This window comes from Cellulosimicrobium sp. NPDC057862 (genome assembly GCF_042797035.1).
Taxonomy (GTDB): Bacteria; Actinomycetota; Actinomycetes; order Actinomycetales; family Cellulomonadaceae; genus Cellulosimicrobium.
Window position 1 is genome coordinate 35,861 of the sequence record NZ_JBHVMH010000024.1, and the last position, 16,874, is coordinate 52,734.

Annotated in this window: 13 protein-coding genes; 8 read left to right on the top strand and 5 right to left on the bottom strand. The window is 73.9% G+C overall.

The window, feature by feature from the left end:
• Positions 1 to 209 precede the first annotated feature (209 nt).
• From ACFVN3_RS19275 to ACFVN3_RS19290, 4 genes are all read left to right on the top strand, one after another.
• Complete coding sequence (locus tag ACFVN3_RS19275) at positions 210 to 1,391, top strand: ROK family protein (protein ID WP_378234599.1); 1,182 nt, start codon at positions 210 to 212, stop codon at positions 1,389 to 1,391.
• Positions 1,392 to 1,461: 70 nt separating this feature from the next.
• Positions 1,462 to 2,127, top strand: coding sequence for a ThuA domain-containing protein (locus ACFVN3_RS19280; protein WP_378234600.1), 666 nt, complete (start codon positions 1,462 to 1,464; stop codon positions 2,125 to 2,127).
• 40 nt (positions 2,128 to 2,167) lie between these two features.
• Positions 2,168 to 3,082, top strand: a complete 915-nt coding sequence (locus ACFVN3_RS19285; protein WP_378234601.1) for a dihydrodipicolinate synthase family protein — start codon at positions 2,168 to 2,170, stop codon at positions 3,080 to 3,082.
• Positions 3,079 to 3,546, top strand: a complete 468-nt coding sequence (locus ACFVN3_RS19290) for an NUDIX hydrolase (protein WP_378234602.1) — start codon at positions 3,079 to 3,081, stop codon at positions 3,544 to 3,546. The genes ACFVN3_RS19285 and ACFVN3_RS19290 overlap by 4 nt, the downstream gene beginning before the upstream one ends.
• Positions 3,547 to 3,605: 59 nt before the next feature.
• Here ACFVN3_RS19290 and ligA read toward each other — a convergent pair whose 3' ends face one another.
• Both ligA and ACFVN3_RS19300 read right to left on the bottom strand, forming a co-directional pair.
• Positions 3,606 to 5,978 carry an NAD-dependent DNA ligase LigA gene (gene ligA / locus ACFVN3_RS19295; RefSeq protein WP_378234612.1) on the bottom strand — a complete coding sequence of 791 codons (2,373 nt, stop codon included), beginning with the start codon at positions 5,976 to 5,978 and terminating at the stop codon, positions 3,606 to 3,608.
• Positions 5,979 to 6,097: 119 nt separating this feature from the next.
• Positions 6,098 to 7,069 carry a helix-turn-helix transcriptional regulator gene (locus ACFVN3_RS19300; protein WP_378234603.1) on the bottom strand — a complete coding sequence of 324 codons (972 nt, stop codon included), beginning with the start codon at positions 7,067 to 7,069 and terminating at the stop codon, positions 6,098 to 6,100.
• 113 nt (positions 7,070 to 7,182) lie between these two features.
• Here ACFVN3_RS19300 and ACFVN3_RS19305 point away from each other — a divergent pair, with 113 nt between their 5' ends.
• Positions 7,183 to 8,136, top strand: coding sequence for an alpha/beta fold hydrolase (locus tag ACFVN3_RS19305; protein ID WP_378234604.1), 954 nt, complete (start codon positions 7,183 to 7,185; stop codon positions 8,134 to 8,136).
• 18 nt (positions 8,137 to 8,154) lie between these two features.
• On the opposite strand, the gene ACFVN3_RS19310 is transcribed toward ACFVN3_RS19305, so the two are convergent.
• Positions 8,155 to 8,733 (bottom strand): M15 family metallopeptidase, encoded by a 579-nt coding sequence (locus ACFVN3_RS19310; protein WP_378234605.1) that lies wholly within the window; start codon positions 8,731 to 8,733, stop codon positions 8,155 to 8,157.
• A 196-nt stretch (positions 8,734 to 8,929) separates the two neighbouring features.
• On the opposite strand from ACFVN3_RS19310, the gene ACFVN3_RS19315 reads away from it, so the two are divergent.
• Both ACFVN3_RS19315 and ACFVN3_RS19320 read left to right on the top strand, forming a co-directional pair.
• A complete protein-coding gene (locus tag ACFVN3_RS19315; protein ID WP_378234606.1) occupies positions 8,930 to 10,153 on the top strand; it encodes a sensor histidine kinase in 1,224 nt (407 codons plus the stop codon).
• Positions 10,150 to 10,893: a response regulator gene (locus ACFVN3_RS19320; RefSeq protein WP_378234607.1), complete on the top strand. Its 744-nt coding sequence runs from the start codon at positions 10,150 to 10,152 to the stop codon at positions 10,891 to 10,893. Before ACFVN3_RS19315 ends, ACFVN3_RS19320 begins: the two co-directional genes overlap by 4 nt.
• Before the next feature lie 114 nt (positions 10,894 to 11,007).
• Here ACFVN3_RS19320 and adhE read toward each other — a convergent pair whose 3' ends face one another.
• Positions 11,008 to 13,752 (bottom strand): bifunctional acetaldehyde-CoA/alcohol dehydrogenase, encoded by a 2,745-nt coding sequence (gene adhE / locus ACFVN3_RS19325; protein ID WP_378234608.1) that lies wholly within the window; start codon positions 13,750 to 13,752, stop codon positions 11,008 to 11,010.
• Positions 13,753 to 13,961: 209 nt separating this feature from the next.
• Here adhE and ACFVN3_RS19330 point away from each other — a divergent pair, with 209 nt between their 5' ends.
• Positions 13,962 to 16,190 carry a prolyl oligopeptidase family protein gene (locus ACFVN3_RS19330; protein WP_378234609.1) on the top strand — a complete coding sequence of 743 codons (2,229 nt, stop codon included), beginning with the start codon at positions 13,962 to 13,964 and terminating at the stop codon, positions 16,188 to 16,190.
• A 7-nt stretch (positions 16,191 to 16,197) separates the two neighbouring features.
• On the opposite strand, the gene ACFVN3_RS19335 is transcribed toward ACFVN3_RS19330, so the two are convergent.
• A complete protein-coding gene (locus ACFVN3_RS19335) occupies positions 16,198 to 16,533 on the bottom strand; it encodes a hypothetical protein (RefSeq protein WP_378234610.1) in 336 nt (111 codons plus the stop codon).
• Between the last annotated feature and the right edge of the window lie 341 nt (positions 16,534 to 16,874).

The following is a 16,874-nucleotide window of genomic DNA, read 5'->3' on the forward strand; positions in this document are numbered from 1 at the left end:
TCGGCCTGCGGTCGGGTCTGCACGAGAGGATGAGGGGCGGTGCCCGCCCGGACGAGAGGCCCTTCCTCGGACCTCCACACCTTCCGACGACGTCTATGTCGCCTTGGGAGGGGACAGTAGGGTACCTTTTGGCGATCGTCAAGCAAAAGCCGATGACTCGTCCGGCACGTACGGACGACCGACGAGAGGCCCCGTGATTCACTGTGCCCATGGAGGAACTGCTGAAGTTCGCGCCGCGCCCGACCGGCGCCGGCGACATGTTCCAGCTGCTCCGGGACGGTCAGCCGCGCACCCGCGCGGACCTCGCAGCGATCACGGGGCAGGCGCGGTCGACCATCGCTGCCCGGATCGACCTCCTCATGTCGGCGGGTCTCATCGCCCCCGCGGGAGAGGCGAGCTCGACGGGCGGTCGACCGCCCGTGACCTTCGCCTTCAGCCCTGAGGCACGCATCGTGCTCGCCGTCGACCTCGGGGCGACGCACGCTCGCCTGGCCGTGACCGACCTCGCGTCCAACGTGCTCGCGGAGACCGACGCCGCGCTCGCGATCGCGGACGGCCCGGACGTCGTGCTGTCGTGGGTCGCGGACACGGGAGAGAAGCTCGTCGCGACGACGGGACGCAGCCTCGACGACCTCGTGAGCGTCGGCGTCGGCCTGCCCGGCCCCGTCGAGCACTCGTCCGGTCGGCCTATCAACCCGCCGATCATGCCCGCGTGGGACGACGTCGACGTCCCCGGGATCCTCCAGAAGCGGTTCAACGCGTCCGTCCTGGTGGACAACGACGTGAACATCATGGCGCTCGGAGAGCACCGGACCGCCTGGCCTGCCGTCACCGACATGCTGTTCGTCAAGGTGGCCACCGGCATCGGCTCCGGCATCATCGCCGACGGTGAGCTGCGGCGCGGCGCCCAGGGCGCCGCGGGCGACATCGGCCACGTCGCCGTCCCGAGCGCCGCCGACGTCCCGTGCCGTTGCGGGAACGTCGGGTGCCTCGAGGCCGTCGCGAGCGGCCAGGCGGTCGCCGCGGCTCTCGCGGCCGCGGGCCTCGACGCCACGAACAGCTCCGACGTCGTCGCGCTCGTGCGCGGCGGCGACCTCGCCGCGAGCCAGGCCGTGCGCCAGGCCGGACGCGACATCGGCTCCGTGCTCGCGGCCTGCGTGAGCCTGCTCAACCCCTCGCTCATCGTCATCGGCGGCATCGTCGCCGAGGCGGGCGAGCACCTCATCGCGGGCATCCGCGAGATCGTGTACCAGCGGTCGCTCCCCCTCGCGACGCAGCACCTGCGCATCGTCACCTCGCAGGCCCGCGGCCAGGCCGGCGTGCTCGGTGCGAGCGCCATGGCCGTGGATCACGTACTCTCGCCCGCAGCGATCGACGCGCTCATCGCCTGAGCGCGGTCGCCGGGGGCCGCTGCCCGCGACACGTGGGCGTGACGAGTGTGACGAGGCACGAGGAGGAGTCATGACCGAGCGGGACCGTCGAGCGCTCGTGGTCCGGGGCGGTTGGCCCGGGCACGCACCCGAGGAGGCGGCGGAGCTGTTCGTCCCGTTCCTCGAGGCGTCCGGCTACGACGTGACGCTCGAGGGATCGCTCGAGTCGTACGCCGACGAGGAGTTCATGGCGGGCATGGACCTCGTCGTGCAGTGCTGGACGATGGGCGAGATCCTCCCGGACGAGATGCGCGGGCTGCGCACCGCCATCTCCAACGGCACGGGGTTCGCCGGCTGGCACGGCGGGATCGTGGACTCGTTCCGGCTCGCGACCGACTACCTGCAGATGGTGGGCGGGCAGTTCGCCGCCCACGCGCACGACCTCATCGACCACACGATCGAGATCGCCCCCGAGCACGCGGACCACCCGATCGTCGCCGGCATCAGCTCCATCTCGCTGCACTCCGAGCAGTACTGGGTGCTCGCCGACTCCTACAACGAGGTCCTCGCGACGACGACGATCGTCCCGCGCGACGGCGACCCCTGGCACGAGCCCGTCGTCTCTCCCGCCGTGTGGACGCGTCGCTGGGGCGCCGGCCGCATCTTCGTGTGCGCGGCGGGGCACCAGCTCGCCGACCTCGAGGTGCCGCCCGTCCGCACGATCGTCGAGCGCGGCATCCTCTGGGCGAGCCGCTGACGCCCTGCCTGCCGCCCGCAGCGTTCCCTACACTCGGCGCGTGACCTCGTTCCGCGGCCTCCTCGCCTACCCGATCACGCCCCTCACCTCCGGCGACGCGCCGGACCTCGACGCGCTCGCCGCCCTCGTGGGCGACGCGGCGCGTGCAGGGGTCGACGGCGTCGTCGTGCTCGCGTCGTCGGGTGCCGGGGTGACGTTCGCGCCCGAGGAGCGCGACGCCGTCGTGCGCGCGGCGGTCGCGGCCGGTTCCGTCGCGGCCTCGGCGCGCGTCGCCGTGCACGTCGCGGTGAGCGGCGCGTCAACACGCGAGGTCGTCGCGCGCGCCCGCGCGGCGCGGGACGACGGGGCCGACGGGCTCGTCCTCGCGCCGTTCTCCTACCTCCCCCTCGACGAGGACGAGGTGGTCGCGGTCTTCGAGGCCGTGGCGACCGCCGTCGACCTGCCGGTCTGCTACTACAACCGGAGCGTGCAGACCGCGTACGACCTCTCGCCCGAGGCGCTCGCCCGGCTCGCGCGCGCCACGACCGTCTCGGCGGTCAAGGACCCGGCGTCCACGCCCGCGCGACCGATCGGCCGGGTCGCGACGCTCCGGGCGGCGACCGAGGGCCTCGGCGTGAGCGTCGGGCTGAGCGGCGACGCGGCGATCGTCGGCGGGGCGGAGGCGGCCGACGCCTGGCACACCGGTCTCGCCGCGCTCGTCCCGTCGGAGTACGTGGCGCTCCGGCGGGCCCGGGCCGCGGGCGCAGAGCCCGACGCGCCGCTCGTCGCCTGGCTGCGCGACCTCGCGGCGGTCCTCGCCGGACTGCGCCCGGTGAGCGGTCTCCACGCGCTCGCAACCCTGCTGGGCGTGCCGACCGCTCCCCCGCGCGGCCCGTCGCTCCCCGTCCCGCCCGACGGCGTCGCGCGGCTGCGCGAGGTCGTGGCCCGGCGGCCGGGACGCCGGGCCGCCGGATGACGGCGTCCGAGCAGATCGTCCGGACCGTCGCGGACGCGCCGTGGCTACCGCCCGGCGGGCGCGCCGACGTCGTGCGGACCGGGGGCGGGAGCTGCCCCGAACCGACGAGCCTCGTCCGGCTCCTCGTCGCGCGCGACGACGCCGTGCTCTGCGTCCCCCGGGACGGCACCGGGAAGCTGGACCTCCCGACCACGCGGGTCGCGACCGGCGAGTCCGGGTGGAGCGCGGCGCGACGGCTGGCCGGTGACGTGCTCGGCACCGCCCGCGACCTCACGGTCGTCGGCTACGTCCGCAACACGGTGCGCCCGGGCCCGGGATACCCCGACTACCCCTGGCCGAGTCCGCACGCGCACTTCGTCGTCTTCCGCTCCGGCACCGCCGACGTGCGTGTCCCGGGCGCCTGGGTACCTCTGGCAGCACCGGGCGACCTCGTCGAGCGCCACTGGTGGCCGCTCGTCGGGTAGGGGATCTCGCTCGGCGACGTCAGTCTGTCCGCGGCACCGTGGCGCGACGTCCGGCCGGCTCAGCCGTCCGCGCCCGGACCCTCCTCGTCGGAGGCGTCGCCGGTGCGCACGCGGTCGGCCACGGCGTCCGGGCCCCCGGCGAGCAGCGCGGCGAAGCCCGCCTCGTCGAGGATCGGCAGGCCGAGGTCGCGCGCCTTCGTCTCCTTCGACCCCGCGTTCGCACCGACGACCACGAAGTCGGTCTTCTTCGAGACCGATCCCGACGCCTTGCCGCCCGCGGCGATCACGGCCTCCTTGGCGCCGTCCCGGCTGAAGCCCTCGAGCGAGCCCGTGACGACGAGGGTCAGGCCCGCGAGCGGGCCCGTCGGTTCTTGGCGCGCACCGGGTCCCGGGTGGCCCGGGATGTCGAACCGCACGCCCGCGGCGCGCCAGCGGTCGACGATCTCGACGTGCCAACCGACCGTGAACCACTCGACGACCTGGTCCGCGATCACCGGGCCCACGCCCTCGACCGCCGCGAGCTCGTCGCGCGACGCCGCGCGGATCGCGTCGAGCGAGCCGAACCAGTCCGCCAGGGCGCGCGCAGCGACCGGTCCGACGTGGCGGATGTTGAGGCTCACGAGGATGCGCCAGAGGTCCTTGGTCTTGGCGAGCTCGAGCTCCTCCACGAGCTTCGTCGCGTTCGTCGACGCCTCGAAGAGCGGCTCCCCCGCCTCGACCGCCTCGCGCTCCGCGGCCTTGGAGAGCTTGCGCTTCTTGCGGAACGGCCAGACGGACTTGACGGTCGCGGTCGAGCCGTCGGGCATGGTGATCTCGGCGGGCTCGCCCGCGCCGTCGTACTCGCGCGGCAGCCCCGTCTCCGAGTCGCGCACCACGACCCGGATCGGCACGAGCTGGTCCACGCTCAGCTCGAAGAGCCCGGCCTCGGTCCGCAGCGGCGGCTCGGCGGGCTCGAGCGGCTGCGTGAGCGCCGCCGCCGTCACCTCGCCCAGCACCTCGACGTCCAGGCCCCCGCGCGAGCCGACGTGCTCGACACGGCCACGCACCTGCGCCGGGCACGACTCGGCGTTGGGGCACCGCAGGTCGACGTCCCCCTCCTTCATCGGCCGCAGCGGCGTGCCGCACTCCGGGCAGTCCGCGGGCATGACGAAGTCCTCGCGCGGGTACCCGTCGTCCGCGAGCGCCGCGACCGGCCCGAGGATCTCGGGGATGACGTCGCCGGCCTTGCGCAGCACGACCATGTCGCCGATCCGCACGCCCTTGGCCCGGACGACGTCCTGGTTGTGGAGGGTCGCCTGGCGCACGGTGCTGCCCGCGACCTTGACCGGCTCCATGACCGCGTACGGGGTCGCGCGGCCCGTGCGACCCACGCCGACCTGGATCGCGAGCAGGCGCGTGTTGACCTCCTCGGGCGGGTACTTGTACGCGATGGCCCATCGCGGCGCACGGCTCGTGGCGCCGAGCCGGCGCTGGAGCGCGAGCTCGTCGACCTTGACGACGATCCCGTCGAGCTCGTGCTCGATGTCGTGCCGGTGCTCGCCGAAGTACGCGATGCGCTCCATCACCTCGTCGAGCCCGCGCACCACCCGGTTGTGCGGCGAGACGGGCACGCCCCACTGCTCGAACAGCGCGTACGCGTCGGACTGCCGCGCGAGCTCGGCGTGCTCGCCCGCCTCCCACTGGAGCGCGCCGACGCCGTGCGCGTACATGCGCAGGTTGCGGCTCGCCGTGACCGCCGGGTCCTTCTGCCGCAGCGACCCGGCCGCGGTGTTGCGGGGGTTGGCGTACGGCGCCTGGCCCGCGGCGACGAGCTTCTCGTTGAGCGCCGCGAAGTCGGCGACGCCCATGAACACCTCGCCGCGGATCTCGATGACGTCGGGGTGGGTCGCCGGGTCGCCGCCGAGACGCTGCGGGATGCTCTCGATCGTCCGCACGTTGGCGGACACGTCCTCGCCCGTGCGCCCGTCCCCGCGCGTGGCCGCCCGGACGAGCCGGCCCTTCTCGTAGAGCAGAGCGATGGCGAGGCCGTCGATCTTCACCTCGCACAGGTAGTCCACCTCGGCGTCGGCGGCCACGCCGAGGTCGCGGTGCACGCGCGCCGCCCACGCCGCGAGGTCCTCCTCGCTGAACGCGTTGTCGAGCGACAGCATCGGCTCGAGGTGCTGGACCGTCGCGAAGCCCGCCGCGGCCCGGCCCCCGACACGCTGCGTCGGCGACTCGGGCGACTGGAGCGCGGGGTGCGCGGCCTCGAGCGCCTGGAGCTCGTGCATCCGGGCGTCGTACTCGGCGTCCGAGGAGACGGGCTGGTCCTCCTCGTAGTACGCGCGCTGGTCGGCCTCGACCTGGGCCACGAGCTCGGCCCAGCGCCGCTGCGCGGCGGCCTCGTCGAGCTCGGCGGCGGACGTGGCCGTGGGGACCTCCTCGTCCGTCACGGTCGGGGGGGTCGGGGCGGACGTCGCGGGGGTGCTCTCGCTCACCCGCACATCATCGCGCGGACCGCCGACATCCGCCGCCCTCTCCGTCGGGCGGAGCCACCGCGAGGTCGTCGCGCTCAGGGTCGACGCCGGTTCGCGAGGTGGGCGGCGAGGCGGTCGACGGCCTCCGCGAGGTCGTCGGGCTCGACCACGCGCACGGGGACGCTGAGGGCCAACCGCGCGACCGTCATGGCCAGCCGCCCGACGTCCTCGCCCCGGACCTGGACCACCACGGCCCCCGACGCGGCGTCGACCACGTCGTGGTCCACCCATCGGAGCACCTCGGCGAGGTCGTCGGGCCCGGCGTCCAGGACGAGGGTGGCGACCCGCTCTCGAGGGGTCGCGCCGAGGGCGTGGGCGACGAACGCGGCCGCACCACCGCGAGGGATCTCCCGGGCCGTGAAGCGGCCACCGGTCGGTTGCGGACGCGCGAGCCGGTCGAGCCGGAAGGTGCGCCAGTCGTCGCGGTCCCGGTCCCACGCGACGAGGTACCAGCGGCGGTCGGCGGTGACGAGCCGGTGCGGCTCGACCAGGCGTCGGGTGGGCGTGCCGTCGCCGGCACGGTAGGCGAAGCGGACGAGCTCGTGGTCGCGGCACGCGGCCGCGAGCACGCTGAGCGACCCCGGGTCGACCCGGTCCTGGTCGGTCGGCGACGGTACGGACCGGACGCTGGAGTGCAGCGCCGCCACCCGCCGGCGCAGCCGGTGCGGCAGGAGGCTCTCGACCTTGGCGAGAGCCCGCAGCGACGTCTCCTCCATGCCGTCGACGGCGGCGACCGCCGCGCACCCGAGCCCCACGGCGAGCGCGACGGCCTCGTCGTCGTCGACCACGAGCGGCGGCAGGTGCGCTCCCGACTCGAGGCGATAGCCCCCGTACCTGCCCGGGGTGGCGGCGACGGGATACCCGAGCCCCCGGAGACGGTCCACGTCGCGGCGCACCGTCCGCTCGGTCACGTCGAGCCTCCGGGCGAGCTCCGCGCAGGGCCAGAACCGGTGGGTCTGGAGCAGCGAGAGCAGCGCGAGCGCGCGGCCGGTGGGATCCGTCGACATGTGCTCAGCCTCCCGCGCACCGCGGACAGCTCCTGTCCGCGATGGTCTCTACGGTCGCACCGATCGATCGCCGCACCGCGCGCATCGGCACGTCACCGGAAGGACCCACACCCGTGTCACACGCCATCGACTTCCCGGAACCGACCATGGTCGCCGTCAACGGCATCGAGCTCGAGGTCTTCGAGGCGGGGCAGGAGAACGCGGGCAGACCCGTCGTCCTCTGCCACGGCTGGCCCGAGCTGGCCTACTCGTGGCGCCACCAGATGACCGCGCTCGCCGCCGCCGGCTACCACGTCATCGCCCCCAACCAGCGCGGCTTCGGCAGGTCGTCCCGCCCCGCCGAGGTCTCGGACTACGACGTCGTGCACCTGACCGGCGACCTCGTCGGGCTCCTGGACCACTACGGGTACGAGGACGCCACGTTCGTGGGCCACGACTGGGGCGCGAACGTGGTGTGGAGCGCTGCCGTGCTGCACCCGACCCGCGTGCACGAGGTGGTCGCGCTCAGCGTGCCGTACCTGGAGCCCGGCGACGTCCCGCCTCTCGCGTTCATCGAGGCGGTCGTCGGCAGCGACTCGTACTTCGTCCACTTCAACCGCCGGCCGGGCGTGGCGGACGCCGTCTTCGACGCGAACGCCCGCCGGTTCCTGCGCAACCTGTACCGCACGAGCGAGCCCGCCTCCGAGCCGGAACCGGGCACGTGGCTCCTCGACCTCGCCCACGCCGAGACCCCGCGCGGCGAGCCGGTGATGACCGACGCCGAGCTGGCGGTGTTCGTCGACGCGTTCGAGGCGTCGGGCTTCACCCCGAGCGTGAACTGGTACCGCAACGTCGACCGCAACTGGGAGCTGATGAAGGAGGTCGACCCGGTCGTCCGCCAGCGCGCGCTGATGGTCTACGGCGCACGGGACACGGTCATGAGGGCGCCGAACCTCGAGGCGTTCGTCCCGCGCGTCGAGGTCGTGGAGCTGGACTGCGGCCACTGGATCCAGCAGGAGCTCCCGGAGGAGACCAGTCGCCTGATCCTCGGATGGCTCCAGCGGCGAGAGGTCGCCGTCAGGTCGTGACACCCGGCCGACGCGCGGTCACCCCCAGCCGTGGGACGCGTCGTCGTGCATCGGCGGGCACGTCCCTCCGGGCTCGGCGGCGGCCTCGAAGTGCCACAGCTCGTTCGCGTAGGTGCGGCACAGCCCGAACTCCGCGCCGTGCTGCTCGAGCCACAGCGCGCCGTCCGTCGGTCCCACGTCGATCGCGAGCCCCGCGACGTGCTCGGACGACTCGGGTGGCAGAACCCAGCGGTGCGCCTCCTCGGCGGAGCCGTAGCGCTCCAGCGCGGCGTCCACGAGCTCCTGCTGCTCGGCCGCGGTGCGCCACCCGGACGTGAGGGTGAGCTCGACGCCGTCGGCGTCCGCGGCGGAGCGCGCCGCGTCGAAGCGGCGCTCGAGCTCGGGGTCGAGACCGGTCGCGGTCTGCGGGCGCAGCGTGGGCGACGGGTCGGCGACGGCGCTGCCGTCGCGGGTCACGGTGAGGTACGTGAACGCCCCCACCGCTCCGAGCGCCCCGACGACCAGGACGCCGGCCACGGAGCGGGCGCCGCGGCGGGGACCGGGACGACCCGGGACGTGGCGGGCAGGGCGGGCGGGGCGCAGGGGTGTCGTGGTCATGCACCGAGGCTCGCCCGCCGCGACCCGTCGTCGCATCGGCCCGACGGCGACTCCTCGGCCCCGCCGTCCGGCGCACGGGCGCGCCGCGGGGTCCGTCCCCGGCCCGACGCCGGTCCGCCCCAGGGCGGAGGGTCCGCGGCGGGCTCTCCCACCCCGGGCGGTGCCGCGCGGACCGGGCCCCGGCTACCGTGGTCGGGTGCACCGGCTCACCCGTCTGCCCGTGTGGGCGCAGGACCTCATGACCGCGCTCGCCGCGGGCCTCGTGTGGTTCGCGGTCATCACGGTGATGGAGAGCGGCGACTACTGGTACCCCCGCCACCCCGAGTCGTACCGCGTGGCGGGGCTCTGGATCGTCCTGACCCTCGCCCTGCGCCGGGTCGTGCCGGGGCCGCTCTTCTGGGCGACGGCGATGCTCTACCCCTTGGCCCTGCCGTGGACCATGCAGACGCCGTTCGAGCTCCTCCCGCTCCTGGTCGCCGGGTTCGCCGCGACCCGCTCGGGCGCCGTCCCGTGGGCGCTCGCCGGCCTCGCGGGCGGGCTCTCGGCGTTCGCGACACAGCTCTGGGAGCGCCCGCACCTGACGTTCCCCCCGACCCCGTTCTTCCCACGATGGACCGGGCTCGCCCAGTCGCCGTCGGACGTCCTCCTCGCCCTCGCGCTCGTCCTGGGCGCGGTCGCGGCGGGCTACTTCTTCCGCCGCCTCGCCCAGACGTCCGACCGGCTGCGCGAGCGCAACGCCGAGCTCCAGGCGCTCCAGGCCGAGCTGGCCGAGCGCGCCGTGCTCGCCGAGCGCACGCGCATCGCGCGCGAGCTGCACGACGTCGTCGCGCACCACATGTCCGCGATCGTCGTCCGGGCGCAGGCCGCGGACCGCGTCGCGGCGAACCAGCCCGAGGCTCCCGCCGAGGCCGTGCGCTGGATCAGCGACGAGGGCAAGCAGGCGCTGACCGCGATGCGCTCGGTCGTGCAGGTGCTGCGCCGCGGCACCGAGGCGGACGGCGGGACGGCGGCCCTCGCGCCGACACCGGACGGCGCCCGCGCACCCGACGAGCTCCGCGCGGCCGCGCGCCGCCTGCGCGACGCGGGCCGCGACGTCGACCTCACGCTCCCCCGCCCGTGGCCGACGACGAGCGCCGAGTCCGGCCTCGCGGTCGTCCGCATCGCTCAGGAGGCCCTGACCAACGTGCTGCTCCACTCGCTCGCCCGCGACGTCACCGTGACGCTGACCGACGACGCCCCCGACCTGCGCCTGCGCGTCCACGACCCGGGCCCTCCCCTGCCGAGCGCCGAGGGGCGCCAGGGGCACGGCCTGACGTCGATGCGCGAGCGCGCGCTCGCCGCCGGGGGCGAGCTGGCCGCCGGGCCGGACGGGCGCGGCGGCTGGACCGTCGAGGCGCGCATCCCCCGGGAGGCGGCGTGAGCGCGACGTCGCCCGCCACGACCGGGGAGGACCACACGCTCGGGCCGGTCCGCGTCGTCGTCGTGGACGACCAGTCGACGATCCGGCTCGGCCTGCGCATGATCCTCGACAACGAGCCGGACGTGACCGTCGTCGGCGAGGCCGGGGACGGCGAGACCGCGGTGACGATGGCACGCGCGCTGCGGCCCGACGTCGTGCTCATGGACGTCCGCATGCCGCGGCTCGACGGCATCGAGGCGACCGCGCGCATCGTCGCCGACCCCGACCTCGCCGAGGTGCGCACGCTCGTCCTGACGACCTTCGACGACGACGAGTACGTGTACGGCGCGCTGCGCGCCGGGGCGGCCGGGTTCCTCCTCAAGGACGCGGACCCGCAGACGCTCGTCGACGCCGTGCACCGCGTCCGCGCGGGCGACTCGCTTCTCGACCCGGCCGTCACCGGACGCATCATCTCGACGTACGTCGAGCTCGCGCGGACGGCGCCGCTCGCGCCCGACGCGGCCGGGACCGGCGCGCCCGCGACCGGGCTGGACGCGGCGACACCCCGCGAGCGCGAGGTGCTGCTCGCCGTCGCGCGCGGGCTGTCGAACCGCGAGATCGGCGCAGAGCTGCACCTCACCGAGGCGACCGTGAAGAGCCACGTGCGCTCGCTGCTCACCAAGGTCGGGCTGACCAACCGCGTGCAGCTCGTCATCCTCGCCTACGAGGCCGGGCTCGTGCGCCCGGGGACGCGCGACTGACGTCCCCGGGAGCGCGCAGAGGACGCCCGGAAGACGCACGGAGCCCGACGGCGGAAGGGGACTCGCGCCGTCGGGCTCCGGGTTTCGTGGGGTCGGACCCTGTCGCTGGTCGCGTCAGCCGGCCGCCACGGTCTCGGCAGGCGGGGTCGCCGCCTGCCCGTCCTCGGCGCTCGCGGCCGCGTGGGCCGCGAGCCGCTCCGCGCGCACGACCTCGCGGCTGCTGCCGCGGTAGGCCGCGACGAGGATGTCGCGCATGTCCTCCAGGACCGGCATCCGCGGGTTCGCGGGGGCGCACTGGTCCTCGAACGACCGGAGCGCGAGGTCGTCGAGGCGGCTCAGGAACGCCGTCTCGTCGACGCCCTGCGCGGCGAACGTCGACTCGATGCCCACCTTGGCGCGCAGCTGCTCGACCGCCTTCGCGTACGACTCGACGCCCTCCTCCGGGGTGGAGGCCGGGAGACCGAGGTGCTTCGCGATCTCCTGGAAGCGCTCGGGGGCCACGTAGCGCTCGTACTTGGGCCAGCTCGTGAGCTTCGTGGGCACCTGGCCGTTGTAGCGGATCACGTGCGGCAGGAGCACCGCGTTGGTGCGCCCGTGCACGAGGTGGAACGTCGAGCCCACGGTGTGCGCCATGGCGTGCACGATGCCGAGCATCGCCGAGCCGAACGCCATTCCCGCGATGGTCGCCGCGTTGTGCATCTTCTCGCGCGCCTTCGGGGCCGCCGCACCCTGCGTGACCGAGTCCTCGATGTGCTCGAAGACCATCTTGATCGCCTGGAGGCACAGCCCGTCGGTGAAGTCGTTCGCGTACACGGAGACGAACGCCTCGGTCGCGTGCGTGAGGGCGTCGAAGCCCGAGTCGGCAGCGAGCTTGGCGGGCATGGTGTCCGTGAGCACCGGGTCGACGATCGCGACGGTCGGGGTCAGCGCGTAGTCCGCGAGCGGGTACTTGAAGCCCGTCTCCGGGTCGGTGATGACCGCGAACGGCGTCACCTCCGCGCCGGTGCCCGACGACGTCGGGATGCACACGAGCTTCGCCTTGCCGCCGAGCTCGGGGAACTTGTAGGCGCGCTTGCGCACGTCGAAGAACTTCTCGCGCATGTCGGAGAACTCGATCTCCGGGTGCTCGTACCGCAGCCACATGACCTTGGCCGCGTCCATGGGCGAGCCGCCGCCGATCGCGATGATCGTGTCGGGCTCGAAGTCCCGCATCGACTCGGCACCGCGGTTCACGGTGCCGACGCTCGGCTCCGGCTCGACGGCGTCGATGATCTGGATCGCGACCTTCTCCTCCCGGCGGGCGAGGACGTCGAGCACGCGGTCGACGACGCCGATGCGGCTCATGACCTTGTCGGTGACGATCGTGACGCGGTGCACGTCGCGCATCTGCGCGAGGTACTGGATCGAGTTCGGCTCGAAGTAGGTCTTGGCGGGCACCTTGAACCACTGCATGTTGTTGTTGCGCCGCCCGATCCGCTTGACGTTGATGAGGTTGACCGCCGACACGTTGTTCGACACCGAGTTCGCGCCGTAGCTGCCGCACCCGAGCGTGAGCGACGGGAGCAGCGCGTTGTAGATGTCGCCGATGCCGCCGAGCGACGTCGGGCTGTTCCACAGCACGCGCACGGCCTTGACGCGCGAGCCGTACCGCTCGACGAGCTCCTGGTCGGCGGTGTGGATGGCGGCCGAGTGGCCCAGGCCGTCGAGCTCGACCATGCGCTCCGCGAGGCGGACGCCGTGCTCGGTGTCCCGCGCGCGCAGCACCGCGAGGACGGGCGTGAGCTTCTCACGGCTCAGCGGCTCGTCCGGGCCGACGTCGTCGATCTCCGCGAGGATGATCGACGTGTCGTCGGGGACCTCGAAGCCGGCCTCGCGGGCGATCCACACGGGCGACTTGCCGACGACCTTCGGGTTGAGCTTGGCGCCGGCGCAGTTCGCGCCGCTCGCCTCGACGCCGAAGATGAGGCGCTCGAGCATCGCCTTCTCGGCGGGCGTCGTGCGGTACGCGTGCAGACGGGCCAGCTCGCGCATCGCGTCGTCGTAGATCACGTCGTCGAGGATGAGCGCCTGCTCCGACGCGCAGACCATGCCGTTGTCGAACGCCTTCGACATGACGACGTCGTTGATCGCACGGCCGAGGTCGGCGCTCTTCTCGACGTAGGCGGGGACGTTGCCCGCCCCGACGCCGAGCGCGGGCTTCCCGGCCGAGTACGCCGCGCGGACCATGCCGTTGCCGCCCGTGGCGAGGATGAGCGCGACGCCCGGGTGGTGCATGAGCGTGTTGGTCGCCTCGATCGACGGGTGCTCGACCCACTGGATGCAGTCCTCGGGCGCGCCGGCCGCCACCGCGGCGTCGCGCACGATGCGGGCCGCCTCGACCGACGAGCGCTGCGCGCTCGGGTGGAAGGCGAACACGACGGGGTTGCGCGTCTTGAGCGCGATGAGCGACTTGAAGATCGTGGTCGACGTCGGGTTGGTCACCGGCGTCACGGCGCACACCACGCCGACGGGCTCGGCGATCTCCACGACGCCCGTGAGCTCGTCGCGGCCGATGATGCCGACCGTCTTGAGGTTCGCCATCGAGTTGGGCACGTGCTCGCACGCGAAGATGTTCTTGGTCGCCTTGTCCTCGAAGACGCCGCGCCCGGTCTCGGCGACGGCCATCTGGGCGAGGTGGCCGTGCTGGTGCAGGCCCGCGACGGACGCCTTGAGGACGATGCGGTCGACGTCCTCCTGCGTGAGGCTCATGTACTGGTCGAGCGCCTTGCGGCCTCGCTCGACGAGGACGTCGATCTCCTGCGTCGTGCGGGTGTCCTCGGTGCGGTTCTCGACCTTCGTGCCGGCGCTCTTCGCGCTCATGCGTCCCCTCCGGTGCCCGGTCAGGCCGGGCGTCGGGCCGCGGGTGCTGCCGGGGCCGGATTGCCCCGGCTCCTTCAGCGGTCTCTCTACTTGTGAATGTTTTCACAAGCCTCCGGGTCCGACAAGGCCCGGCGACCGTTCGAGGCCCAAGGTCCCGGTCCCCCGGTGACCTCCGCACCACCGTCCGCGCCGCCGTAGGGTGGGGGACCATGACCGCCGAGCAGACGACGAGCCCTGCGCCCGCGCCCCAGAACCCCACCGAGACCGCTCTCCCCGACGACGGCGCGCCCCACGACCCCTACCTCTGGCTCGAGGCCGTGGAGGGCGACGAGGCCCTGGCCTGGGTCCGCGCGCGCAACGCCGAGGTCGCCGACACGCTCGAGGTGGCGGAGGAGTTCGCGACGACGGAGCGCGCGATCCGCGAGGTGCTCGACTCCGACGCCAAGATCCCGGAGGTCTCCAAGATCGGGGACCGGTACTACAACTTCTGGCGCGACGCGCAGCACGAGCGCGGGCTCTGGCGCCGCACGACCCTCGACTCCTACCGCACGGACGACCCCGAGTGGGAGACCGTGCTCGACCTCGACGCGCTCGCCGCGTCCGAGGACGAGTCGTGGGTCTGGCACGGCGCGAGCGTCCTGCGCCCGACGCCCGCGCAGCTCGCCGCGGGCGAGCCGTGGCGCCACGCGCTCGTCGAGCTCTCCCCCGGCGGCTCGGACGCCGACGTGACCCGCGAGTTCGACCTCGTCGAGAAGCGGTTCGTCGCTCCGGAGGACGGCGGCTTCCACCGCGCGGAGGCCAAGGGCTCGCTCGGCTGGATCGACGCCGACACCGTCTACGTCTTCACCGACTTCGGCGAGGGCACGCTCACGCCGTCCGGGTACCCGCGCGTCGTCAAGCGCTGGACGCGCGGCACACCGCTCGACGCCGCGGTGACCGTCTACGCGGGCACCGAGGAGGACATGTACATCTCCGCCTGGCGCTCGCACACGCCCGGCTTCGAGCGCGACTTCGTGCACCGCTCCAAGGCGTTCTACTCCGACGAGCTCTACCTCGCCGAGCGCACCGGCACGCCCGAGCAGCGCCTCACGAAGATCGACGTGCCCGACTCGGCCGAGGTCGGCGTGCGGCGCGAGTGGATGCTCGTCGAGCTGCGCGACGACTGGACCGTCGGCGGCACGACCTACCGCGCGGGCTCGCTGCTCGTCGCCCGGTTCGACGACTTCCTCGCGGGCGACCGCGGCTTCACCGTGCTGTTCGAGCCCACGGCCACGACGTCGCTCGCCGGCGCCACGTGGACGCGCCACCACCTCGTGGTCAACGTGCTCGACGACGTGAAGAACCGCCTGCACGTGCTGACGCCGCCCGACGCCGCCGCTCCCGGGGGCGCCGGGACCGCCGTCGGGCAGGAGACCGCCGACGGGCCGTGGGTGCGCTCCGAGATCCCCGGCCTGCCGGCGCTCGGCACGGTCGCCGTCGGGGCCGTCGACCCCGTCGACACCGACGACCTGTGGCTCGTCACGACCGACTACCTCACGCCCACGACGCTCTCGCTCCTCTCTCTCGGGGAGCACCCCGGCGACGCCGGGACGCCCGAGGTCGTCAAGTCCAACCCCGCGTTCTTCGACGCCGACGGCATGACCGTCGCCCAGCACTTCGCCACGTCCGCCGACGGCACGCGCGTCCCGTACTTCGTCGTGGGCCGGGCGGACCTCGTCGAGGGCGTCGGTGACGACGGCGCGGGGACCGCGCCGACCCTGCTGTACGGGTACGGCGGGTTCGAGATCTCGCTGACCCCCGCCTACTCCGGCGCGCTCGGCCGCGCCTGGCTCTCGCGCGGCGGCGTGTACGTCGTCGCGAACATCCGCGGCGGCGGCGAGTACGGCCCCGGCTGGCACCAGGCCGCGCTCAAGGCGAACCGGCACCGCGCGTACGAGGACTTCGCCGCCGTCGCGCGCGACCTCGTGGCCCGCGGGATCACGACCCACGAGCACCTCGGCATGGAGGGCCGCTCCAACGGCGGCCTCCTCGCGGGCAACATGCTCACGCAGTACCCCGAGCTCTTCGGCGCCGTGATCGTCGGCGTCCCGCTGCTCGACATGCGCCGGTACACGAAGCTCCTCGCCGGGGCGTCGTGGGCCGCGGAGTACGGCGACCCCGACGACCCGGAGCAGTGGGAGTTCATCCGCACCTTCTCGCCGTACCACCTGTTCGACGCGGAGCGCGAGTACCCGCCCGTGCTGTTCACGACGTCGACCAAGGACGACCGCGTCCACCCGGGCCACGCGCGCAAGCTGGCCGCGAAGATGCTCGGCGAGGGCAAGGACGTCACGTACTACGAGAACATCGAGGGCGGTCACGGCGGCGCGGCGAACAACGCCCAGGCCGCGCACATGGCCGCGGTCCACTACCGCTTCCTCGCGGAGCGCCTCGCCTGAACCCGGCTCAGGAGTCGTCGTCCGCGACGACGGGGACCAGCACCACCTCGTCGTCGCGGACCACGATCCTCTGGTCCGGGCACACCGGCCCGTCGACGACCTCCTCGGCGCCCGACGCCCGCACGACCGTCACGGCACCCGGCGTGCAGCCGTAGTCGAGGAGCACGACGCCGCCGTCGGCGGTCACCTCGGCCTCCTCGTCCCCCGTACGGACGATCACGTCACCCCCGCTGTCGTTGGCGACCTCCAGGTCCCCGCCGCCGTCGCACGCCGACAGCACCGCCCCCACGCAGACGACCGCGACCGCGACGACCCACGCGCGCCCGTACCGACGACCGTTCATCTCTTCCCCCTGCGCTCGACCGACCCACTCTCGTCGGCAACCTACCGCCGTCGGCGCACCGCGACCGGGGACGACGCGGGGACGTTCCGGGCAGTTCCCGAGGAGCGCCCCCGGCGCGTGGCCAGGTCCGGTGCCGGCGTGATCGGGCCGGCGGCGTGCGCTCGCTCTCAAGCCCGCAGGCCGGGTCCGCGGCGGGGGTGGTCTCGGGGCGAGACCGACACCGCGGGCGGTCGCCCGGGTGCGCGACGACCAGGGCGAGACGACGCCGGGCGGGGTGGGTGGTGGTGCCGCGTCGTGGCGGGCCTGGCGGGAGCCGCGAGGAACGAGCGGCGGATGGTAGA